Origin of the sequence: Bacillus massilinigeriensis, from assembly GCF_900117315.1 — a bacterium.
GTDB lineage: Bacteria > Bacillota > Bacilli > Bacillales > Cytobacillaceae > Bacillus_BE > Bacillus_BE massilionigeriensis.
On sequence record NZ_LT630337.1, the window covers coordinates 4007086 to 4030380 of the forward strand.

At 38.3% G+C, this 23295-nt stretch carries 27 protein-coding genes; 9 read left to right on the forward strand and 18 right to left on the reverse strand.

Features of this window, described 5'->3' with window-relative positions:
• Positions 1-20 precede the first annotated feature (20 nt).
• Both BQ6100_RS19740 and BQ6100_RS19745 read right to left on the reverse strand, forming a co-directional pair.
• Positions 21-1319, reverse strand: coding sequence for an HD domain-containing protein (locus tag BQ6100_RS19740; RefSeq protein WP_075983233.1), 1299 nt, complete (start codon positions 1317-1319; stop codon positions 21-23).
• Between the two features lie 176 nt (positions 1320-1495).
• On the reverse strand, positions 1496-1717 hold the full coding sequence (locus tag BQ6100_RS19745) for a DUF1450 domain-containing protein (RefSeq protein ID WP_075983234.1): 222 nt from the start codon (positions 1715-1717) through the stop codon (positions 1496-1498).
• Between the two features lie 387 nt (positions 1718-2104).
• Between BQ6100_RS19745 and BQ6100_RS19750 the strand changes: the two genes are divergently transcribed.
• Entirely contained in the window at positions 2105-2824 is a 720-nt protein-coding gene (locus BQ6100_RS19750; RefSeq protein WP_075983235.1) for an RsfA family transcriptional regulator, read from the forward strand.
• Positions 2825-3099: 275 nt separating this feature from the next.
• On the opposite strand, the gene BQ6100_RS19755 is transcribed toward BQ6100_RS19750, so the two are convergent.
• Both BQ6100_RS19755 and pta read right to left on the reverse strand, forming a co-directional pair.
• Positions 3100-3942 (reverse strand): lipoate--protein ligase family protein, encoded by an 843-nt coding sequence (locus BQ6100_RS19755; protein WP_075983236.1) that lies wholly within the window; start codon positions 3940-3942, stop codon positions 3100-3102.
• Positions 3943-4059: 117 nt separating this feature from the next.
• Positions 4060-5037 carry a phosphate acetyltransferase gene (gene pta, locus BQ6100_RS19760; RefSeq protein WP_075983237.1) on the reverse strand — a complete coding sequence of 326 codons (978 nt, stop codon included), beginning with the start codon at positions 5035-5037 and terminating at the stop codon, positions 4060-4062.
• 287 nt (positions 5038-5324) lie between these two features.
• Here pta and hemQ point away from each other — a divergent pair, with 287 nt between their 5' ends.
• Together hemQ and gerQ are read left to right on the forward strand one after the other, a co-directional pair.
• Positions 5325-6071, forward strand: coding sequence for a hydrogen peroxide-dependent heme synthase (hemQ, locus tag BQ6100_RS19765; protein WP_075983238.1), 747 nt, complete (start codon positions 5325-5327; stop codon positions 6069-6071).
• A 268-nt stretch (positions 6072-6339) separates the two neighbouring features.
• Positions 6340-6858 (forward strand): spore coat protein GerQ, encoded by a 519-nt coding sequence (gene gerQ / locus BQ6100_RS19770; RefSeq protein WP_075983239.1) that lies wholly within the window; start codon positions 6340-6342, stop codon positions 6856-6858.
• Between the two features lie 109 nt (positions 6859-6967).
• On the opposite strand, the gene BQ6100_RS19775 is transcribed toward gerQ, so the two are convergent.
• The 13 genes from BQ6100_RS19775 to BQ6100_RS19840 all read right to left on the reverse strand — a co-directional run bounded on the left by BQ6100_RS19775 (position 6968) and on the right by BQ6100_RS19840 (position 16884).
• A complete protein-coding gene (locus BQ6100_RS19775; protein ID WP_075983240.1) occupies positions 6968-7339 on the reverse strand; it encodes a DUF423 domain-containing protein in 372 nt (123 codons plus the stop codon).
• A 155-nt stretch (positions 7340-7494) separates the two neighbouring features.
• Positions 7495-7770, reverse strand: a complete 276-nt coding sequence (locus BQ6100_RS19780; protein WP_075983241.1) for a YwdI family protein — start codon at positions 7768-7770, stop codon at positions 7495-7497.
• Between the two features lie 401 nt (positions 7771-8171).
• Positions 8172-8852, reverse strand: a complete 681-nt coding sequence (locus BQ6100_RS19790) for a uracil-DNA glycosylase (RefSeq protein ID WP_075983243.1) — start codon at positions 8850-8852, stop codon at positions 8172-8174.
• 15 nt (positions 8853-8867) lie between these two features.
• Positions 8868-9626: a DUF4230 domain-containing protein gene (locus BQ6100_RS19795; RefSeq protein WP_075983244.1), complete on the reverse strand. Its 759-nt coding sequence runs from the start codon at positions 9624-9626 to the stop codon at positions 8868-8870.
• Between the two features lie 206 nt (positions 9627-9832).
• The gene (locus BQ6100_RS19800) at positions 9833-10855 is read right to left on the reverse strand and encodes a thiazole biosynthesis adenylyltransferase ThiF (RefSeq protein ID WP_075983245.1); all 1023 of its coding nucleotides are present in this window, start codon (positions 10853-10855) and stop codon (positions 9833-9835) included.
• A gap of 19 nt (positions 10856-10874) precedes the next feature.
• Positions 10875-11108 (reverse strand): molybdopterin converting factor subunit 1, encoded by a 234-nt coding sequence (gene moaD, locus BQ6100_RS19805; RefSeq protein WP_075983246.1) that lies wholly within the window; start codon positions 11106-11108, stop codon positions 10875-10877.
• Positions 11105-11569, reverse strand: a complete 465-nt coding sequence (locus BQ6100_RS19810) for a molybdenum cofactor biosynthesis protein MoaE (protein ID WP_075983247.1) — start codon at positions 11567-11569, stop codon at positions 11105-11107. The genes moaD and BQ6100_RS19810 overlap by 4 nt, the downstream gene beginning before the upstream one ends.
• Before the next feature lie 27 nt (positions 11570-11596).
• Positions 11597-12229, reverse strand: a complete 633-nt coding sequence (mobA, locus tag BQ6100_RS19815) for a molybdenum cofactor guanylyltransferase (protein ID WP_075983248.1) — start codon at positions 12227-12229, stop codon at positions 11597-11599.
• A 148-nt stretch (positions 12230-12377) separates the two neighbouring features.
• Positions 12378-13103: an ABC transporter permease gene (locus BQ6100_RS21515; protein ID WP_075983249.1), complete on the reverse strand. Its 726-nt coding sequence runs from the start codon at positions 13101-13103 to the stop codon at positions 12378-12380.
• On the reverse strand, positions 13104-13814 hold the full coding sequence (locus tag BQ6100_RS21520) for an ABC transporter permease (RefSeq protein WP_075983250.1): 711 nt from the start codon (positions 13812-13814) through the stop codon (positions 13104-13106).
• The gene (locus BQ6100_RS19830) at positions 13814-14728 is read right to left on the reverse strand and encodes an ABC transporter ATP-binding protein (RefSeq protein ID WP_075983649.1); all 915 of its coding nucleotides are present in this window, start codon (positions 14726-14728) and stop codon (positions 13814-13816) included. The genes BQ6100_RS21520 and BQ6100_RS19830 overlap by 1 nt, the downstream gene beginning before the upstream one ends.
• Positions 14729-14857: 129 nt before the next feature.
• Positions 14858-16216, reverse strand: coding sequence for a sensor histidine kinase (locus BQ6100_RS19835; RefSeq protein WP_075983251.1), 1359 nt, complete (start codon positions 16214-16216; stop codon positions 14858-14860).
• Entirely contained in the window at positions 16213-16884 is a 672-nt protein-coding gene (locus tag BQ6100_RS19840; RefSeq protein WP_075983252.1) for a response regulator transcription factor, read from the reverse strand. The genes BQ6100_RS19835 and BQ6100_RS19840 overlap by 4 nt, the downstream gene beginning before the upstream one ends.
• A gap of 201 nt (positions 16885-17085) precedes the next feature.
• Between BQ6100_RS19840 and pdxK the strand changes: the two genes are divergently transcribed.
• The 4 genes from pdxK to bshB2 all read left to right on the forward strand — a co-directional run bounded on the left by pdxK (position 17086) and on the right by bshB2 (position 19777).
• The gene (gene pdxK, locus BQ6100_RS19845; protein ID WP_075983253.1) at positions 17086-17922 is read left to right on the forward strand and encodes a pyridoxine/pyridoxal/pyridoxamine kinase; all 837 of its coding nucleotides are present in this window, start codon (positions 17086-17088) and stop codon (positions 17920-17922) included.
• Between the two features lie 265 nt (positions 17923-18187).
• Complete coding sequence (locus tag BQ6100_RS19850; RefSeq protein ID WP_075983254.1) at positions 18188-18538, forward strand: tRNA-binding protein; 351 nt, start codon at positions 18188-18190, stop codon at positions 18536-18538.
• A 192-nt stretch (positions 18539-18730) separates the two neighbouring features.
• Positions 18731-19078, forward strand: a complete 348-nt coding sequence (locus BQ6100_RS19855) for a YojF family protein (RefSeq protein WP_075983255.1) — start codon at positions 18731-18733, stop codon at positions 19076-19078.
• Between the two features lie 33 nt (positions 19079-19111).
• Positions 19112-19777: a bacillithiol biosynthesis deacetylase BshB2 gene (gene bshB2 / locus BQ6100_RS19860; protein WP_075983256.1), complete on the forward strand. Its 666-nt coding sequence runs from the start codon at positions 19112-19114 to the stop codon at positions 19775-19777.
• A 70-nt stretch (positions 19778-19847) separates the two neighbouring features.
• Here bshB2 and BQ6100_RS19865 read toward each other — a convergent pair whose 3' ends face one another.
• A complete protein-coding gene (locus BQ6100_RS19865; protein ID WP_235816558.1) occupies positions 19848-20597 on the reverse strand; it encodes a Crp/Fnr family transcriptional regulator in 750 nt (249 codons plus the stop codon).
• Positions 20598-20828: 231 nt separating this feature from the next.
• On the opposite strand from BQ6100_RS19865, the gene BQ6100_RS19870 reads away from it, so the two are divergent.
• Positions 20829-21308 (forward strand): c-type cytochrome, encoded by a 480-nt coding sequence (locus BQ6100_RS19870; RefSeq protein WP_075983257.1) that lies wholly within the window; start codon positions 20829-20831, stop codon positions 21306-21308.
• Positions 21309-21337: 29 nt separating this feature from the next.
• Positions 21338-23212, forward strand: coding sequence for a Sec-dependent nitrous-oxide reductase (gene nosZ, locus BQ6100_RS19875; RefSeq protein ID WP_075983258.1), 1875 nt, complete (start codon positions 21338-21340; stop codon positions 23210-23212).
• The last annotated feature ends 83 nt before the right edge of the window (positions 23213-23295 follow it).

Consider the following 23295-nt stretch of genomic DNA (forward strand, 5'->3'; position numbering starts at 1 on the left):
GTTTTCCGTAATGATAAGCATTAAATATCTAAAATGGTGCGAATTTGTCTTTTGATATTACGTTTAGATGTTTCGTCATAAAGTAAATCAATTGGAAAATATAACTTATGGTCTGTCCTTCTTTTACCGGAAATCGCATCAACAATCTCGGACTCTCTTGATAATTCTCGGATCTCTCCATTTTTCATCAATAGCTGAATCGGAAGGCGCTCTTCTTCCTCTCCTGGACGATAGAAATCATAAGGGAGATCGGATGAGGAATCAACAACTAAATAGTATTCAGGGTCTAAGCCTGCCTTAGTAAATAAAGTGGATAATTCAGCGAGCTTTTTATATTCCTTCGCTGGGTCGAATTCCACATATTTAAAAAGATTTCTGTCCATAAAACGATCAGCTAAATCCTTAAGAATTGTATCCTCCTCATCCTGCCACATTTGGAAATAGAAGAGGATAACAGCCTCATCCAGCTTTAAATAGTCTTCTAATGTTAGTTTATTTTCGAAAAGTGAGTAGAAATGGATCGGGTCCTGCTTAAAGGAGTATTGATTTTCATATAGAAACTTGGCTCGGTGGAGAATCTTTGTCAATATCACTTCAGCACTTCGAGTTACTGGGTGAAAATAGACCTGCCAATACATTTGGTATCTGCTCATGATGTAATCCTCAACGGCATGCATTCCACTATGCTTGATGACTACCTGATCCTCTTTCGGCCGCATGACGCGCAAGATTCGTTCCATATCAAAATGGCCATAGCTTACCCCTGTGAAATAGGCATCTCTTTGCAAATAATCCATTCGATCGGCATCAATTTGACTAGAGATTAGGCTAATGACCAATTTATTTTCATAAGTCTTTGCAATCACCTCTGCTACTTTTTTAGGAAAATCATCACTAACCTTAGTGAGGATTTGATGAACCTCTGTATCTCCTAAAATAATTTGCTGGGTGTAGTATTCATGATCGAAATCAAATACCTTTTCAAAGGAATGTGAGAATGGACCATGGCCTAAATCATGAAGCAAGGCTGCACAAAGAGTTAGCAGTCTCTCATCATGATTCCAATCTGGTCTCCATTCAAATACATCATCCACAATTCTCCGTACGACCTCGTAAACGCCGAGAGAATGGTTAAATCGGCTATGTTCGGCACCATGGAAGGTCAAATAGGTTGTACCTAGCTGTTTGATTCTTCTTAGCCTTTGGAATTCCTTCGTGCCGATTAAATCCCAAATGACCCGGTCACGCACATGCACATAGCGATGAACTGGATCTTTAAAAACCTTTTCTTCTTTCAGTTTTTCAGCCGAATAACCCATTTTCTCCCCCACTTCCTATTAATCTTAATCTTATTATAATGCCAAATCTCCACAAATTGTTAAAAAATTCATGTTCCTTCGACAAAATTTACATCAACTATTTTATCCACATAAAGGAGTTTCTAAGAAAAAGAAAAACCGCCTGATACTTGCTCATAAAGGCGATTTTGATTTTATTATTTTAGCTTTTTAAGGATTTTTTCCTTCAGTTCCTCTTCAGATAATGCGGCTACTGGGCGATTATTGACAAAGGCAAAGGTCTTTTTTCTACCAGGACCGCAGTAAGATTGACATCCAATTTCAATCGTTGCTTCCGGATCAATTTCCTTTAATAAAGGAATCAAGGTTTTAAGATTTACTGCCTGACAATCGTCGCAAACACGGAATTCGTTTGCCATTATTTACATCCCTTTCTATATGAAAACATGTTCTTAATTGCTTCTTCCTAACTGTGTAGAAGACATCCTTTATGTACCCATTAGGAACATGTTAAGCAAAAACTTTCACACGTTATATCGAAAAATTAATCTAAAGGGTATTTTACATTTTCTTATTTTCTATTGCAAGCTGTAATCATTTGTACAACTGGTGAATCTTAGTAACAGTTTTCGTTTTTTCGTAAAAGTTTATTCAGGGGAAATTCAGGCTACATTATAAGTAATTAATTAAATTTTAGTAAAAAATCTATTACCCTTTTAAACCATTTTTGTATAAACGATTACAATTCTGGCAATCATTAGACTAGAACAATCAAAAATATACTTATAAATTGGGAGTTGAGGAAATTGAAAATTCGCCAAGATGCTTGGACAGATGAGAATGATTTATTACTAGCTGAAACCGTACTTCGGCATGTAAGAGAGGGCAGCACTCAGCTAAATGCCTTTGAAGAGGTTGGTGACAAGCTTAACCGAACAAGTGCAGCATGTGGTTTCAGATGGAACGCTGTGGTTCGTCACCGTTATGAGAAGGCACTTTCACTCGCGAAAAAGCAACGAAAACAAAGACAAAGAATGCTAGGCAAAGAGCAAGGTGGGAAAAAGAAACTACTATATGCCCCACCAATACCAACCATTGAGGAAGTAGGAGCATTTGCTTCACCAGTTACTGAGGTGGAAGAAACGCTAGAAACAGTGGAATATAGTCAAGAAATGACCCCTGTTTTACAGCCAACTCTTAACCAGGTGACAGGCGATCTTTCTTTAGATCAAATTATTTCCTACTTACAAAATATCAATCGTTCTAATTTTCAGGTTGACATTTTAAAAAGCGAGAATGAAAGATTGAAGCGAGAAAATGCAGAAATCAAAAGTCGTAATGAATCATTAGAGAAAAAAATCGAAGAACTCGAGCAAAATTCCGTCACGATGCAAGAAGATTACGAGACATTAATGAAAATTATGAACCGTGCAAGAAAGCTAGTCTTATTTGATGAAGAAGAAAGACCCGCAACTACAAAGTTTAAAATGGACCGAAATGGAAATTTAGAAAAGGTAGCTGAATAGTTCTTTCGGTTCTACCAAAATGATAGAGGAAGTTATGGCAACAAAACCTCGAATTAAGAAAGGCTGTTACTAGCAAAGGTAACAGCCTTTTATACGTTAGAAATGGAATTTTTATTAATTTATGGTTAGTTATCACAATTAGACGCATAAACTCTATGAAGAGACGCAATTACTGGAAAAACAGGTGCATATTCAACAATAAAGACGCAAACTTCCTTATATTTAGAAGCATTTATCAGCTTTCCTACAAAATTTATCAAAAAAAATGCACATAATTATAGTGATCCAAATGTTTTTTCATTTCTCTCCACAATCCGCTGATAATACTCTTCAAAAAGTGGCCATTCCTCTTCAGTTAATTGCCCCATATAGAAGGAATCACTTCTTTTCTTCAACACCTGTAAAAAGCGCAGCATGACATCTTGAATGGTCAAGTCCACTCCTAACAAGCCCGCTAATGACTCCATCACAGAAGGATTAATCTCCGGGTACTTAAACTTAGTCTCTTCCTGTCCTTTTGAAAGAGAATAGAAGTTTTGAATGATTTCTGCCCTTTTGCTGCCACTATCAGAAATACAAAGATAGATTTGAACAGCTACACCATTTCTAATTCTACGCTGGGAGATGCCAGCAAACTTTTTCCCATGAATGCTTAAATCATAGCTTCCTGGACAATAAGAGCCCACAATTTCCCTAGCTTCAATTGATACGTTGAAATCAGCAAACATTTCTTTTATTAAGAGGAACATAGCCTCATAACCTCTATTAATATCTATTCCTTTTTCCTTTTCAGGAAAGATTAAAGAGAGGTTTAGTACCCCTTCGTCTAGCACAACAGCCAGTCCGCCTGAATTGCGAACAATTGTATGATAATTTTGCTCTTTTAAGTAGGCTAACCCATCAGCTAAAAAGGGCAATCTTGTATCCTGGATTCCTAGAACGATTGTATTTTGATGAACCCACGCCCTTGCTGTAGCAGGTGCACCTAGAGTTCCGACAGATGCACACAATGTATCATCCATCCCAAATGACTGAAGGGGATCCAAATGGAGTCCGGTTACGGATTGATCAATGACTCTCCACTCCTTCTGATACAATAATTCTCGCGCTTCCCCCATGGTTTTCTGCCTCCCTCCCTTTCAGATTAGCTCCAGCTTGGCCAAACTTCACCCTGGCAATCATTATGGCAAAAAGGCTGCCTCCTTTGCAAGAGCCAGCCATTCATATAATCAAAATTATTTGCTTACTACTTGAGCAGCAGTAATCAACGCTAATTTATAAACATCTTCCTCATTACAACCACGAGATAGATCATTAACCGGGCGATTTAATCCTTGTAGGATTGGTCCAACTGCTTCAAAGTTTCCTAACCGTTGGGCAATCTTATAGCCGATGTTTCCAGCTTCAAGGCTTGGGAAAATAAATACATTAGCATCTCCTTGAAGTGGTGAATCTGGAGCTTTCTTCTTTGCAACAGATGGCACAAATGCCGCATCAAACTGGAATTCGCCATCTAACACTAAGTCTGCATCAAGCTGCTTAGCAATTTCAACCGCAGCTGATACCTTTTCCGTTTCAGGAGATTTTGCTGAACCCTTTGTTGAAAAGCTTAACATTGCAACTCTAGGATCGATATCAAACATCTTGGCTGTTTTCGCACTTTCAATCGCAATTTCTGCTAAGTCTTGGCTATCCGGAGCTATATTAATCGCACAATCTGCAAATACATATTTTTCATCTCCGCGAACCATAATGAAAACGCCAGATGTTTTTTTCACGCCGGTTTTTGTTTTAATAATTTGCAGCGCCGGGCGAACTGTATCTGCTGTTGAATGAGCAGCTCCACTTACTAAGCCATCTGCCTTATTTGTATGTATTAACATTGTACCAAAGTAATTTTCATCAAGAAGAATACGACGTGCATCCTCTTCTGTCGCTTTTCCCTTTCTTCTTTCAACAAAGGATGCTACAAGCTCATCCATCATTTCGTAATTGTTAGGGTTATAAATTTCAATTCCTTCTAAGGAAACTTGTAATTCATTCGCCTTAGCTTGAATTTCCTCTTTGTTCCCTACTAAGATAGGTGCTAATACCTTATCAGCAGCTAGTCTACTAGTTGCTTTTAAAATCCGTTCATCAAGACCTTCCGGAAAAACAATTCTTAAATTCTGTCCGGTTACTTTTTCCTTTAAGCTTGAAAATAAATCACTCATTCTATAAATCCTCCTTTTACAATACGTCTTTAGCATACCCATCTCTTTTTAATAATTTCAACAAATATCGAAATTGTTATCGTTTACATTGAAAAGTCCATTTTTTTAAAATATTATAAATATATTGGAATGCCCTTTTTAAACACCTTTTTTCATTATTCTACAAAATTTTCATTTTGTACAACGGAACTTGTCAAACCTTGAGTTTTATTAAAGGGCATCTTGGTGAAACTGTGATATAGTAATGGTGGTAATGATGTTTAAAGAAATGAATAGGAGTGATAGCAATGAGTGAAGCAGCAACAACACTTGACGGCTGGTATTCTCTTCATGATTTCCGCGCGATTGATTGGACAAGTTGGAAGATGTTACCAAGCGATGAACGTCAGGCAGCTATAAATGAATTTCTTGGTCTTATTGAAAAGTGGAATAAAACTCAGGTCGAAAAACAAGGTAGTCATGCCTTATATACGATTGTTGGTCAAAAAGCCGATTTTATGATGATGATTTTAAGGCCTACTATGGAGGAATTAAACGAAATTGAAACAGAGTTCAATAAATCAAAATTAGCTGAGTTCACTATCCCTACATCTTCTTATGTATCTGTTGTTGAGCTTAGCAACTATTTACCATCTGATCAGGATCCATATCAAAATCCTGATATCCTGGCTAGACTTTATCCAATCCTGCCAAAATCAAAGCATGTCTGCTTCTATCCAATGGACAAGCGCAGACAAGGCCAAGACAACTGGTATATGCTTCCAATGGAGGATCGCCGCAATATGATGCGCAGTCATGGAATGATTGGTCGTAAGTATGCTGGGAAGGTAAAGCAAATCATTACTGGCTCAGTCGGTTTTGATGATTACGAATGGGGAGTCACTTTATTCGCTGATGATGTACTGCAATTTAAAAAGCTAGTATATGAAATGCGTTTTGATGAAGTAAGTGCTCGCTATGGAGAATTTGGCTCATTCTTCGTTGGAAATCTATTAGAAGAGGATCAAATCTCTCATTTCCTACATGTGAATTAAGATTAAATCGGTCAAATAAATTTCCTTCACAATAATTAACGAGTTCTTAAGGGGCTGCCTCAAAAGTATAACTTTTTGGGCAGCCCCTTTTTTTGTCATAAATCTCCTATGACTTTCATAACTTGAATTAGTGAGTCTTCATTTAGCATTCCTTTTACATGATGATTCTTTTGTAGATTTGAATGCCTAATCGCAAAACTCTTCAAAGCAATATCCTCAGAGTTAAATATTTTTACTTAAAATATGATTGTTTTAGGAGGGAAAGAGATTGAAAGGATCTTATCCAAATCAATATGTTGATTATCGACAATCGGGTTTCGGCTTTCAGCAGCCTTATGTTGGAGGCACAGGGCAAACCCCTGCTTTTGGAACACAGCCTTTTTATCCTCAAATGCCAGCAGGAGCTGGTATGCCCACAGGAGCTGGCATGCAAACAACACCACCACCCGGCCTAGGTGCTGGCGGAGGTACGGCTGGTGCTCAACCGCAAATACCAGGAATGCTGCCTTTAGAGCAATCCTATATTGAAAATATCTTACGCTTAAATAAAGGCAAACTAACTACTGTCCATGCATCCTTTGATGGCGACGGTCCCGCCGACAGAAGGACATTTACTGGTATCATTGAGGCTGCCGGGCGTGATCATCTTATCCTGAGTGATCCTCAAACTGGAAGACGCACTCTTATCCCAATGGTCTTTTTTAATTATGCAACCTTTGATGAGGAACTTGAGTATGAATATCCATTTGGCGGTTCACCTGGAGTTACCACTTATCCTCCAAGGTAGGAATACAATCGTAAAACATCCTGCTTAATGCACAAATGAACTGAAATAATAACTAAGTTAAAAAAAGATGCTGAGTATCAATTATCAGCATCTTTTTAGTCCTATTTTCTTAAAATAATTTTATCGCCGCAACAACAATCAATGCCCAGGCAACGATAAAGGAAACTCCACCAAATGGTGTGATTGCACCTAATATCCCGATTTTAGTCACGCTTAAAACGTAAAGGCTTCCTGAAAATAAAATAATCCCCAGAAGCATAATCCAACCAGACCAGGATAGCAAAGAGCTTGCTGGATATTTCCCTAAAAGCACCCCTATAATAAGAAGGCCGGTTGCATGGAACATTTGATAGGTTACCCCTGTCTTCCAAATGTCCAAATATTTTGGTTCGATTTTCCCCTCAAGGCCGTGTGCACCAAATGCCCCTAAAGCAACGGATAATAGTGCATTTATTGCCCCTAAAACAACAAATACTTTCATGTGATTACATTTCTCCTCCCTAAATTAATCCTCCCAATTGTTCTGATTCTTATATTCAAAAAATAATAAAACCTTTTGCACCCTATTTAATCATAATAGCTGATAAAATTAAATCATTTTGATTGTAAGTCAATCATTTCTCTAAGCTATATCTATTAAAAATCCAGCAGTGAGTCCCCGTTTGCATCGTCATCCATTTCTAACTTTTTCGGTTGTGAGACAGGGATTGACTGAATCACCGGTGGGATCTGGACAATTTTCCCCTCTTGGAAAGCCTCGCTCTTTTGATGAACGCCTTCTTCTAAGACAAGTTCACATAAAGTCTTTATCGATTGAATTCTTTCCCTCATTCTTGCCTCGCTGGAGCTTGCTTTGGCATGTTTAATTTCCTCTTCAATTTTTTCTAAAACCCTCTGCATTGAAATACTCAAACAAAACACCTCTTCTTTGTTCCATCTTCTCTTCCATTGTTCGCTAAAATATGCCTATATTAAACCAGATTGAATATGGCTACTTACTTTTTCTTTTCAAATCGTAGACATGGCTGACCGGAGGCCTTCTTTACCTCTATTGCAGGAAGCCGCTTCGTTTTAAATTGATATGCCTTACAGCCCTTTGGAAAATTCGGGTCCCATGTAACAAAAAAATAACGACAATGAAAACAGTTCACTCGATCCAACCTTTCACCCATCCTTTGCTTTCTAACTCACGACATGGTGACAGGCACCATGTTCCTTTCTAAGTGTCAGACACTAACAAGATAACATGAACCACCTCACCATGAAAAAAATAGCCTTTTTTGTCAGTTTCACGTGAAACACGTCATACTCTGTCAAATATCCTCGATTTGCCAGTCAATTTCTGGCTCATTCATAGCTTTTAGATATTGATTCACCTTTGAAAAGGGTTTGCTTCCAAAAAAACCTCTGTGGGCAGATAAGGGACTTGGATGGGGAGATGCTATAATAATATGCTTATTTGAATCTATCAATCCCTGCTTACTTTGAGCAGGTTTCCCCCAAAGAATGAATATAATCGGCTTCTCCCGTAGGTTTAATTGTCGAATGATCTCATTGGTGAATTTCTCCCAGCCCTTTCCTTTATGTGAATTGGCTGCACCTGCTCGAACCGTTAATACCGTGTTTAATAGCAGTACCCCTTGTTTTGCCCATTTCAAAAGACAGCCATGATTCGGAATTTCACAGCCAAGATCAGACTCTAATTCTTTGAAAATATTTTTCAAAGATGGAGGGATGTCTACCCCTGACTTAACAGAAAAGGCTAAGCCGTGTGCTTGATTTACTCCATGATAAGGGTCTTGCCCTAAAATCACTACTTTTACATCCTTGTATGGTGTAAGGTTTAATGCATTAAAAATATCGGATTGCTTTGGATAGATGACCTGGCCTTCATATTCATTTTTCAAAAATTGCTGAAGCTCATTAAAATAGGGCTCTTCTAGCTCATCCGAAAGTTTATATAACCAATCACTTTGCACAATGCCTATCTCCATCTGCATTCATCCTTATTAATCCTGATATTTCACTTCCATTTTGTAGTCGAATTGCTTAAAGAATTCCTTTAATGTCTTTTCTGCATTTTTTTCTGCTCGTTGAAGGATCCCTTGGGTGATTGCTTCTTTTTCAATTTGGTCCTTTGCTTCTTCTGCTAAATCATAAGCTTCGTCCCAATTTACTTCATTACGAAAGATCCCTTCAATGGAGAAGGTTTGAGCATTCTCCAAATCTAATGAAGGCTCCTGAATCATCGTCGCTCTAGGAAGGGTTACGGTTACCTTCCTTTCGCTCTGGTTAATTTTCATATCCTTTTGTTCAAGCTGCTTTAAATCAACCCCTGCTGTTACTGTGCCAGGAATAATGAGGAATAGCTTTCGTTTCGTTCCAGGAATATTTTTTTTGATTTCATATCCGAATAATTGATTATCTTCCTTTTCAATGACTGCTTTTACATAAGCCTGTGAGGTTGCAAGGGAGGATAAATCCTTCATTTGTTCTACAAAACTTCCTTTTTCAATTTCAGCCTTACTTCCGGAAAAGAGAAAAGATAACCCAGACCCAATTAATGCACCGATTATTAGAAGAGCCGCCAGGAATAATCCTAGCTTCCAACTCCATTTTTTCAAACCAATTTTTAAAAAGCTAGGGAACGTAAAAGAGGATTTCCCTTGATTTATCGCAATGGTACTAGCCGTTTGTTGTTTTGCTTCCTTTAGCTCTTTCATGATGGCATCAAGCTGTTCTTGCATATCTTTATCCTTTTGTCCCATAAAATCACACCTTTCTAAATGGGAATTCTATTTCATTATAATTTGAAAGATGGAGTTTTTGTTTAATTTTGTTGAAATGAATCGGAATTTTGGAGTGGTAGTTTTTTGAAAAAGAGGGTTCCACATTTTGCATAATAAAGTATGAGAGGTACCATGCAGGTCTTTTCTTAAAAGAAAAACCCCCTTCCATATAAGGATAGGGGATTCTAGCCTAGTAATTTTTGATAGATCGATTTAGCCTGTTTCTCATCCTTTGTCCCATGGATAAGAGCTCTCCCATCCTGAAAAATGACCATTCGTCGACCGGCCATTTGTATGGATAATAAATAGGGATTTCCCTTTACTTCGTATCCTAACAAATGCAGTTGTTCTGATAGTTCATGTAATTGGAGATTCACTTTTTTGGGAGGTCGAATTTGTACGGTATCTCTTCCACATAGGACAGAGGTTTTCGTTAAATTCTCACTTTCTAGATAGGGGTATGTACGATTTCTGCCACAGGATAAACAGTTATCATCCTTTGCTTTAGTAACCTTTATGGAAGAATATTGGTTGCGCCATAAATCAAGGCTAACTAGAGATTGCCGTACTGCTTCCCAATCCTCCGTAAGGATTTTTAATGCCTCCGCTGCCTGATGAGCCACAACCATTTGTACTGCTGGGGCGATAATTCCCCCTGTATCACATGTCATTCCCTGAATAGGAATCTTCTTCAGTAGGCAGTTTAAGCATGGGGTTCTCCCAGGGATGATGGTTAGGCTCATACCAAAGCTTCCAACACAAGCCCCATAAATCCAAGGTATTTCATATTTTTGAGATAGATCATTAATGGCCATTCTCGTTTCAAAATTGTCCGTGGCGTCTATAATAAGGTCTACTTTTTCCATGCATAGCTCTTTTAGCATATCAGGTGTAGCATCTCCGACGATTGCTTTGATTTCCACTTCAGAATTTATTTCCTGTAAGCGTGTTTTTGCGGCAATGGCTTTTGGTATCCTTTCCTCTGCATCCTTTTCCGTGTATAGCTGCTGCCTTTGAAGATTGGATGCCTCAACATAATCACGATCTATGATGGTCAGTCGACCAATTCCTGATCTCGTGAGGATTTCTGCATTCCCTGAGCCTAAAGCGCCTGCTCCAATCATCAGCACATGCTTAGAGCTAATTTTCTTTTGCCCCTCGATTCCTATTGGTGAAAATAAGGTTTGTCTTGAGTATCGATTCTCCATCCCTAGCACATCTCCCTCTTCAACCGCCACTTACAGGAGGAATTAAAGCAATTTCATCACCCTCATGGATAATTTCTTCATTCATTGCAAACTCCTCATTCACAGCAGTCATAACCGAATCCAAATTCACAGCTCCAAATCTTTCTGCAATTATTTGTTTCGCCTCTTCCACTGTTTTTCCTGCAACATCTATCTCAATGGAATCCTCTCCAACCGCATCCTTTAAATGGGCAAAAAACAAAACCTTATTCATTTTGGATCCTCCTCAAGTAGTGGTTTCCCTGACGGATAAGAGAACGTTTCCTGTTGATTCCCAATCCACTCTTCCCCATCCTCCCAATGCTCTTTTTTCCAAATTGGGACGATTTCCTTTATTCTTTCAATCGCATAACGATTGGCCTCATAGGCATCAGCCCGATGCGGTGTTGAAACAGCAATGACCACTGCCACATCCGTAATTTCTAGTCTTCCTACGCGATGTGAGATAGCCACCTTTGCTCCGTTCCAGCGCTCTTCTATTTCCATACCAATTTGCTCTAGTTTTTTTAACGCCATAGACTCGTAAGCCTCATAGATTAAGAACAAGGTTTTCTTGCCGTTCGTTAATTCCCTCACTGTACCGATAAAGGTTGTGATTGCACCGGCCTCCCGCCTGATGACTTTATCAATAACCGTTTGAATCTGTATCGGCTCCCTTGTTATTTCATAATTCAATCCATCCACCTCACATTCGAGTTCTAATTAACTCCCATTGGACTCAGGAAAACTTATTCCTTCGCTACCCTTATATATATTTAAAGCATGTAGGAAGGCATGCCTATTATTCATATTAAAAAAGTCGGTATCCTTCAAGATGTAATGGGAGCTCATAAAATCTCCCTCCTTCATGATTTTTACTGGCATATTCTCTAAAAACCTATGAATACTTAATTGCTGTCTGTTCATAGATTGGGTAATCCATGGAAGGATGTTTTTATGATAGGCGGCATAAAGGGGATGAAGTTGCCCCTCCATATCTGGGATAACAACCTGGAATCCATCCTCTAATCCTTCAAGAAGAATCCTCCCTACCTCAGCAGAAATAAAGGGCATATCACAAGCAACAATGAGATTTTTTTCAGTTTTGGAGTGACTTAAGCCAGCATGAATACCCGCTAAAGGCCCCATCCCCTTCCACTCATCCTCGACTATTGGTAGATGTAAAAAATGATATTCTTCAGGTGAATTAGTCACGATCATTATATGACTTGTCAAATCCTGAAGCTCATTCGCTATCATCTCTATGACTGTTCTACCTCCAATTTCAAGCAGGGCTTTATTTCTTCCCATCCGACTAGATTTCCCACCTGCTAAAATAATAGCTGTTGCTTGCATAACTACCCTCCTCTAACGAAAGAGTTTCATTATATATAACATTATTTGAATCCAGATAATAATTCAACTTTTCACTATTTCCTATAAAAAAAACGAGCCCCAAGGAGATACTCTTCCTCTTAAAAAGAGACCACCCCACGCTCGCTCCTTAAATTTCTTTTCTTTGAAAATACATTATTCCCGACAGGAAAAAAACCACAAAGCTACCTATAATAATAATAAACAAGGTTTCCAAGGAGACGTTCAATGCCCCAAAACTACCATCCGTATGCGGAATCATTGCTAAAAATGGCTGTACCCATGGATAAATCGGTCCATATTTAGCAGAGTTAGCCACTAAGATGTTCGGTAGTGTAAAGATAACATTGATTGCGAGCGGTGCAGCGAAGCTAGACCACGCGACAGATACAAACATTTGCATAGCGGCCAAAGGCAGACAGGCAATTAAGCCTCCGATTACACTGGTAAAAATCATTTTCCAAGGGATTGCCTCGGTAAATCCTTTTATCTCTCCGACTAACAACAGGCCTCCAAGTAATAGAAGCTGGGTCAATACTAGCAAGAAAATGACGGTCAGGAACTTGACTAAATAAAGCTTCCATCTCGACACTGGAAGGGCTAACACCTGCTTCCAGCCTCCTCCAATATGCTCATAGCGGCAAACAAAGGCTGAAAAAACACCAGTTAACAGAGGTAAAAATAGAAGACCATGAACATATGCCATGAGAGAAATGGTAAAAATCCATTCTCCTTTATGCACATCCAACGTTTCTCCAAACGTTGAAAGGGATGCAAGGAGAGGGCTAACAAAAATAAGGAGCCAAATCGATGACTTTCTTATTTTCAAAAATTCAGATTGCCAAATTTTCAACATTTACTTTACATCCTTTCTCACAAAATCAATTGCCCCCAGAAGAATTATTAACAATCCTACTAATACCCCTGTCATAGCCGAATAAATAGGTTCCTCCCATTGATTGATTAAGGTCGGCCATTTATAAGGTACCCAGTCAGGAAATCCCCCTGCGCCAAGAGAAACGACAGTGCCTAAGATTCCAACTGTAAGAGGGATTGCTTGATTTTTTATTGTTATAGAAAGCCATATTTGGAGAGCAATAAAGGTTAATGCTGCAAAATATGGATAATACATCATTTTTATTAATAAAATGTATGGAATATCGGTTGGAAATCTTAAGATAAGACCCAATATTACCGTTCCAATAGCTAAAAGCGTACTAGATATTAACAAAAGGATGGCCGACAATGCAAATTTCCCCATAAAGACCTTTATTTTCGAAATAGGGAGTGCCAACACTTGCTTCCATGCATTGGTCTGATGCTCGATATTAGCAATCATGGAAGTAATGATCGTTAGACCTATGATTAATGTCGGAACAGCTAAATAGCGAACATTATCTATCAGTCCTCCCCACAAATCCTTCTCATATTGCTTTGTTAAATAGTCATAACGAAGGAAAAAGTTCACCGCCTCTAATCCAATGACACCAACAGGGCCAAGGATAATCAAAAAGATAATCCACTTTCTTCGCATTTTTAAAAAATCAGAAGCGAGTATTTGAAGCATTATAAGCCCCCTCCTTTTCCTGTTAGCTCTAGGAAAATATCTTCTAATGATTTCTTTTCCTCTTCCACTCGATAAATAGAATAAGAATGATGGACTAGAGTATCAATGATTTGCGCAATCCTATCATCACTCATCCCTTCGAAGTATAGCTGACTTTCTTCAAGCTCTCCCTTATATCCTTTAGATAAAAGCAATGAGAAGGCCGTTTCTGGGTTGCTCACATTCATGCGAATATGATTAGAAGATCTTCTCCTTAATGCTTCTATTGAATCTTGAAAGATCATTTTCCCTTTGCTGATAATGCCAACGTGATTTGCCATTTGGTCAATCTCTGATAATAAATGGCTTGAAACAAGAATAGTCATTCCATGCTCTTTTGGCATACTTTTAATCAGCTCGCGGATTTCAATAATCCCTGCTGGGTCGAGACCATTTGTTGGTTCATCTAAAATAAGGAGTTCGGGATTTCCCAACAGGGCGATGGCAATCCCAAGGCGTTGCTTCATTCCTAAGGAAAATCCCTTTACAGCCCGTTTCGCCTCATTATTTAATCGGACAATGGACAATACCTCATCGATTCTTGATTTTGGAACATCTAATAGCTTTCTAACAGCCTCTAGGTTCTCATAAGCGGTTAAATGGCCGTAATAGGATGGATACTCAACAAGGGAACCAACTTTTTTCAAGATACTTAGCCTTTCTTTTTTTAAGTCCTTGCCAAAGATTTGAATGGAGCCTTTTGTTGTTTTAGCTAATCCTAAAAGCATTTTAATGGTCGTTGTTTTCCCTGCCCCATTTGGTCCTAGAAAACCATATATATCTCCTTTATGAATTTGTAAATGAACATCCTCTACTACTGTTCTCGCGCCAAATTTTTTGGTTAAACCATTCGTTTGAATAATGATTTCACTCATTTTCCTCACCTCGATTCCCATGTTATCCTCCTAAGGTTAAATCAAGGGGTTAAGGAAGTTTAAATTTAGTTTAAAAAATGCTGAGTTTGTCGAGTTTTAATCACTTTCGAATAAAAAAAGAAGCCGGATTTATCCAGCCTCCTCCTTAAACCATATATAAATTTTCGTCCCTTTATTGGTGCTTTCAATCTCCCAATTCAGCCTCATTTCCTTGAGCATGAGGGAGACAATGGTTAATCCCATCCCCGTTCCCTTCTCCAAAGAGGGACTATCCATGCCAGGACCCTTATCCTCTATGACCAACAGATGACCCTTTTCTTTCCGTTGCAGCTTAATCCCAATGTACTTACCCGTTTTTGCATGCCTTAAAATATTTTGAAAGAAGTTATCGAGTATTCTCTCAAACCATTGTTGGTCCAGATTATAACTTACTCGCTCATCAGTCATCTCAATTTCTATATCAAACCCTTCCCTCTCAAAAACAGGATACCAATTAGCGATAGATGTTCTTATTTGCCGAACAACATCAAGGTTTTCTGAATGATAGGGGTATTTCCCTGACGAAAGCTGAGAATAAGAGAGAAGATTCTCTATTAATTCAGCTAGAAAACTAATTTTACGATCAATGAGCTCTAATGATTGTCTGCCATTCTCACTCATTGGCTCTTTTTGTAGCTGATAGGCATGTCCTCGAATAGTGGTCAAAGGGGTTCTTAAATCATGGGATAAATTAGCGATTAGGCTTCTTCTTAGCTCCTCTTCCTCCTGCTCCCTTTTCCGCGCTTCCTGGAGCTTTGAAATCATTCCATTAAAGGATTGCTCTAAATTTCCGATTTCATCTAATTTCCCAACATGGAGTGTGTGAGGGATTCTAGTTTCAGTTGGTACTGTCATTGCCTGCTGTAATCGCAATAGCCTTTTTCGAATGCGATAGAAGAAAATCCAAGATACAAAAATAAACGCAGCTAAAATCACACCCATGCCAATGACCAAGATATAGTTATACTTATCTCGGACTTGTTCATTTGCATTCTTCATCTCAGATCTTGGAACCTGTATTACCATAAAACCCTGGTTTTTATTCGTACCAATAAAAGCAACAGCTGTAAAAGGATCTGAATCGTAGCTTTTTTTCATAAACTTAACGGTGTAGGCTGTGCTCCACCTTTTTGGGATGGTTATATTTTCTGGAATTTTCCGCTTAGTAAATCCATTTTTGTCTACCCAGAACATACTAGCTTTACTATATTTTTTTTGAAGTTCTACTATCCTTTTATTTATTTCAATCTCAGTTGCTCCGTTCAGCTCACGTGCTTCTTGATGCCACATCTTTTCAAGATCTGTCCCATTTTGATACTGATTTGAAAAGTTTTTATCTGCCGGAGTGTAGATTAACATCGTTAGAATCGGGAACGTTACCGGCAAAATCATAATTGCTATGAAAATGAGCAATAGGTATTTAGATAACAAGGAGTTCTTCAGCTTCATTGTCTCACCCGATAACCGATTCCTCGGATTGTTTCTATAATTGTTGGGGAACTAGGATTTTTTTCAATTCTTTCACGGAGATAACGAATATGTACCATTAAGGTTTTATCACCTTCCAAATAAGGCTCTCCCCAAACGGATTCATAGATTTGTTCCTTTGTTAAAATTTGATTAGGATGCCGTAAGAGATACATAAAAATTTGATATTGCTTTCCAGTTAAAATTAATTCTTCTCCTGTTCTATCATCAAGGATTCTATTTTCATTTAATAAAACTTTTATATGCTCAAGTTGAATTTCACTGGCAAAGCTTTGCCCAGATCTTCTGAGTAGTACCTCGATTCTTGCAGCAAGCTCTTCAGGGTGGAATGGCTTTGTTAAATAATCATCGGCAAATTGCAACCCTTGAAGCTTGTCGTCAACCGCTGTTCTCGCAGAAAGCATCATTATGGGAACTTCTGGTTTTACCTTCTTTAACCTTTGTCCAACTGTAAAACCATCTAATCCAGGAAGCATGACATCCAAAATGGCCAAATCTGCCATCTGTATATGACTTGTTGCCTGATCCCCTGATGTTAACCAATCCACCCTGTAACCTCTTGTCTCTAAGTCCTCCTTCACCCATTTGCCAATTTCTAAATCGTCCTCTATGTATAAAATATGCTTCATCGCTTATCACCTAACCTTCCTCTCACTAATATCATAGGAAATACTTCTTTGAAAAACCAGCCACAATTTTCTAATTGTGCTAATATTTAAAATTGATATAATAGAAACGATTATAGTAAACAGATTATGATTAATGATACACTAGATGTGCTAAACTAGGATTTAATTAATCTTACTTTAAACTTCAAGGGGGTTGTACATATGACCATGAAAAAGGCTTTAACCATTGCTGGTTCTGACACTAGTGGCGGTGCAGGGATGCAAGCTGATTTAAAAACTTTTCAAGAGCTTGGCGTTTACGGAATGACCGCTTTAACAACAATTGTTACCATGGATCCAAACGGATGGCATCATAACGTTACTCCTATTGCGATTGAAACATTGAAGGCACAGCTGGATACTGTTCTTTCTATAGGTGTCGATGCAATGAAAACAGGAATGCTAGGTTCAGTAGAAACAATCGAGCTCGTTGCAAAAACGATTGATGAAAATAAATTAGATAAGGTTGTAATTGACCCTGTTATGGTATGTAAGGGAGAAGATGAGGTACTTCAACCAGATACAGCTGATGCCATACGTGAGCTACTCGTACCTCGTTCAACGGTTGTGACTCCAAACCTATTCGAGGCATGGCAATTATCAAAAACAGGTCCAATCCGTACAATCGATGATATGAAAGAGGCAGCTGTTAAGATTCATGATCTTGGCGCTAAATACGTGATGATTAAAGGTGGCAGTAAGCTACAACATGAAAAAGCTGTTGATTTATTATTTGATGGCAAGGATTTCAAGCTATTTGAAGGCGAACGGATTGATACAACTTATATCCACGGTGCAGGATGTACCTACTCTGCTGCCATTACTGCCGAATTAGCCAAAGGGAAATCTGTCCTTGAGGCAATTGATGTTGCGAAGCACTTTATCACCGCAGCCATCAGCCATGGATTTAAATTAAATGAATATGTCGGACCCACCATGCATGGTGCATATCGTACTTATGGTGCGGGACGTTTGGAAGCTGAGCAGGCTTCAAAATAGGTTATATGTTTTAAGATAAAAGAAAAGGATAGATGGGAGCTGAACTTCATTAGCTTTGTCTATCCTTTTTTATTTTCTTGATTCTGATAAAGCATATAGACGATGCCTGTTAGAGTATTTTTAATAAGTCTCTCCTAAATATCTTGTTGTATTTTTACCAATAAGAGATAATCAAAATATTAGGATATTTACTTCTTCCAATTAATGCTTTCCGATTAAGTTATACCTAAAACATCTATTGAATCTATGAATAGGAGAAATGACTATGACAGCACCGGTAAAACCTACTATTAGCATTGATGAGCTAGATAAGGTTGATATTCGAGTTGGCACAATTAAATTAGTCGAGGATGTAGAAAATTCAAGGAAACTTATTAGATTAACCGTTGATTTTGGGGATTTTTCCAGGACGATACTAACAGGGATGAAGGGTGAAAGAGAAAACCCTAAAGAAATCGAAGGACAACAAGCATTATTTGTTGTCAACCTTGCACCACGGAAAATGGCCGGTGAGCTTTCTGAAGGAATGCTTTTTGATATTGGCTATGCAGATGGTCTTATACCTGTACTTGCTCAACCTGAAAAACCAGTACCAAATGGGACAAGACTAGGATAGATTAACATAGAAAGGCTTCTATTTTCTTACAAATGGAGGCTTTTTTTATTGTTTTTAAAAAACCTTTCCTTAACCGCCCATCTAAAAAAAATAAATAGTGCTATCTATTTCGCTTTTTCCTCTGTTTTTAGTAAGATAATAATATCTTTCTAATGTCAAACAATCCCAACCTATAAAAAGGAGGTTATTCAAATGGAGAATGTAGTGACGGAACAAATTCAAAAAGAGCTCGACCGATTTGCGGGTCAAAACGTTTATGTTCATCTTGAAACAACCAACGGGGCTTATGCTTCCCATCGTGATGAATCATTTTTCTCATCTGGTGCCTATATCCGTAATGCGCTGATCCGTTATGAGCATGGGAAAATTACCGGTAGTGGGCCATACCGAGTTGGACTAAAAATGCAAATTGGCTGGGTTTATGCGGAGGGAATTACACATTTTGAAGTAGATGAAAAGGACCGCCTGCTTTTAGCCGGACATGATTTTGAAGGAAAGCTAGCTGTTGCCTTAGAAATTAGTAAGACTCCATTTGAATAGAGATCAATTATAAATAAGAAAGGAGCTCTAAAAATGGAAAAAGAACGTCATGTTTTAGTCGTATTTCCCCATCCTGATGATGAGGCATTCGGGGTTTCCGGTACAATTGCCTCTCATACGAAAAATGGAACACCTGTAACTTATGCTTGCTTAACCCTTGGAGAAATGGGGAGAAATCTTGGAAATCCACCATTTGCTACACGGGAGTCACTTCCACTCATTCGAAAGCAGGAATTATTAAATGCTGCAGAGGCTCTTGGAATACAAGATTTGAGAATGCTTGGTTATCGGGATAAAACAGTTGAATTTGAGGATGAGGAAAAGTTAACGAGTGAAATGGCTGATATCATCGATGAAGTCAATCCTTCCTTAATTATTACCTTTTACCCTGGATACTCCGTCCATCCTGATCATGATGCAACAGGCGCTGCTGTTGTTAGAGCCGTTGAACGCATGCCTAATGAAAAAAGGCCGAAGCTCCATTGCGTTGCTTTTTCCAATAATTGCATTGATGAGCTTGGTCAACCTGATATCATCAATGATGTGAGTGCCGCTGCAAGTCAAAAAATTGCTGCTATGAAGGCCCATCTATCACAAACTCAATACATGTATGGGGATACGGAAGAAAAGTATAATAGCAAGGATCCAAAAATCATGGCATGGATTCATAATGAACGATTTTGGACTTATAAATTCTAACCCTTTACAAACACCAATCAACGTATAAAACCCTGACCAAAAACAGCGTCAGGGTTTTCCTTTTTTATAATCATGTTGCAGATGATTGCTTATTCGAAAGGGAACAGAAACCATCCCAGTCATAAATTGTAATGCTTCTTCCTGATACTTCCATAACCTCTTCTTTTTTTAATCTAGTAAAGACTCTGCTCACACTTTCTCTCGAGCTCCCGACTAATGTTGCCAGCTCTTGAACCGTAATTGGAAGCTCTAGATGCATCTGATTTCCATCAATTTCTCCGAATTTATTCGCTAATTTAACCAATGTTTTTACTGTTTTTGTGTACACATCAAGCATGGCGACATCCCTTAAGGATAAGGTCATGTCTCTTAAGGCATCGCTCATATAGTGGATCATCCTCACACCTAGCTCAGGAGAATGGATAATCTCCTCTTCAAGCTTTTCTGTGTTTAAGAAATAGATTTCTCCATCCTGAACCATTGTGGCTGTTGCCGGATAACAGCTTCTTTCCTTATTGAATAGGCAGGCCTCAGCAAATATCTCCCCTTGCTTCTTCATACAAACAATGATTTCATTCCCATTTTCATCCTGCTTCGTTAGCTTTACAATTCCCGTATCAACAAAGAAGACGCCTTTGGCCTTGTCAAATTCTGTAAATAGATGTTCCCCTTTTTTATATTTTGATTTCATCACACGTTTATCTAATATTTTTATAGATTCCTTTGGTAAATCTTTAAATGCAGTTATTTTTCCTAAAAAATCTTCTATATTGGACTTTTTAATTACTCTTATATGTGGGTCTATCATCTCAGTTATCACATTAATGCCTCCTTAGAACTTTCTCTCATACATTCATTTTATATATTATTATTTAGTTTTATTGTGATATAATTCACAAATTTTCAACTCTTTTCAAAGCGCTTTCAAATTCTTAAACTGTTTCTATTTCACAAAAACTTCACATTCTAATGTGAAGTGTATCACTATCAAAATTATCCCTTCCATTTAATATGGAAAGGTATAAATAAATTCATTCAAGGGGGGAACAGAATGAAAAAGGCCATTATTCAATTCTTCATTTTTGCTGTAATCGGTCTTGGAATCGGTTATTTAGTTTTTGATATATTGCTTGCTGAAAAAGAAACGAACACCGCGGCTACTACTGAGCAAACAACCGATGTCAACTCCGAAGCTGCAGCTAAGGAAAGTAGCAGCAATGAGCAAAAATCAGAAGGAAAAACTGAGGAACAAACTCAAACAGCTTCTGCTTCAGCTGAAAATAATATTTTCCAATCAAAAGGCTGCCTTGGCTGTCACTCTATTGAGAAACTAGATCTTCAAGGTGGATCCACTGGTCCAGATTTATCCCAAGCCTACAAGGATGTAGAAGGAAAGCATGGGAAGCCAATTGAAGAATTCTTAAAGGAGCCAACGTCTGCTGTTATGTCAGGTGTTATCAGTGGAAATCCGCTATCTGATGATGAGATTAGTCAAGTCGTAGAATTATTAAAACAGGCTTCAGAAAAATAATTCATATTAACGAAAGTGTGGTGTCAAATTTGAAAAAATGGGTTCCAGCAACAACAGGGCTTGTAGCAGGATTTCTAGCTGCTACCGTTTTCTTTGGGGATTTTACAACAGGAACTGATACCTCAGCGAAAAACCAAGCCTCCAACAAAACGAATGCTGAAAAGGTGTACGTTCCATACGGAGAAAAGGACGAATATTATTTAATGGCATCCGGTGGACACTCAGGACAAATGTTCATTTATGGTGTGCCATCTATGAGAAAAATACGCACAGTCCCAGTCTTTTCTCCAGATTCAGCAACCGGTTATGGCTATGACAAAGAATCAAAGGAAATGCTAGGTGGTTATACATGGGGAGACCTACATCACCCTGCCATCTCAGAAACAAAAGGCGATTATAACGGAAAATACCTTTTTGCAACCGATGTTGCCAATAGCCGCGCTGCTGTTGTAGACTTAAAAACTTTTACAACAAAAGACATTATTAAAGTTCCAAATACTAGTGGACCGCACTGTGCGGCATTTGTCACACAAAACACAGAGTACTTATTCTTACCTACTCGTTTTGCAGTCCCACTAGGTAGTGAGTATCAACCATTAGACAAATTTAGCGAAAAATATCGCGGAGTTATGTCTGCTGTTACATTTGATGATAAGAAACAAAAGTTAAACGTTGCTTATCAAGTGGCTCTTCCCCCTTGGTCCTATGACCTTTCAGATGCCGGTAAAGAAATGTCTGGGGATTGGGCGGTCATGACCACCTACAATACGGAAGAAGCTACCACTAATTTAGAGATTAATGCATCGAAGGCAGACCGTGACTACATCGTTCTTTTCAATTGGAAAGAGCTTGAGAAGATGGTGAAAAACGGAGAATATGAGAACGTTAAGGGACAAAAAGTGATCTTCCCTGAAAAACAAAAAGGCGGAATTTACTTAGTTCCTGTTGCCAAATCACCACATGGTGTCGACGTAACTCCTGATGGCAAACGATTTATTGCATCCGGTAAACTTGCTCCAGCAATGACAGTGTTCTCTTTTGAAAAGGCATTCGAAGCTATTAAAAATAAGGATTTCGCTGAAGAACGTAATGGAATTCCAGTTCTTAAATATGAATCTGTCATGGAAAGGGAAGTAGATCCAGACAACGCTCTTGGACCACTTCACACTCAGTTTGATGATAAAGGAATGGCCTATACAACCATGTTCATTTCTTCTGAAATTGTTAAGTGGGATCCGAACACTGGGAAAACATTGGATCGAATTCCTGTTCAGTATTCACCAGGTCATGCGGCAGCTGCAGAAGGAGACACGGCCTCTCCAGACGGAAAATACATTGTATCACTTAATAAGCTAGCAAAAGATACGTATTTATCTGTTGGTCCTTCACACCCTGAATCTATGCAGCTAATCGATTTAACTGGGGATAAAATGGAAATCATTCAATCCGTACCAGCAGATCCGGAGCCGCACTATGCTCAGATGATCAAAGCAGATAAAATCAAAACAATTGAAGTTTATTCTAAGAATAAAAACAACCCTGATGCTGTTTATAATCAAAACGATACAAAAATTGTACGGAAAGGCAACGAAGTACATGTTTACGGAATTGCGATGCGTTCTAAGTTCATATTTGACCATAAAGCAAAGCGACCAGATGTCATTGAAGTAAATCAAGGTGATAAGGTGGTTATTCATTTAACCAACATAGACTTTGACGAAGATATTACTCATGGATTTGGTATTAACAATTATGACTTAGATATGGAAGTACAACCTGGACAAACTAATACACTTGAATTTACTGCAAATAAAGCAGGTACTTTCCCACTTTATTGCACAAACTTCTGTTCAGCTCTTCACCAGGAAATGACTGGATACCTATTAGTTAAACCTAATAAATAAGCTATGTTTTAGAAGTAAAGGAGGCTGAAAGAGAGAATCTTCTTTCCTGATGATTAAGTAAACCTTATGAATCAGGGGAGAAT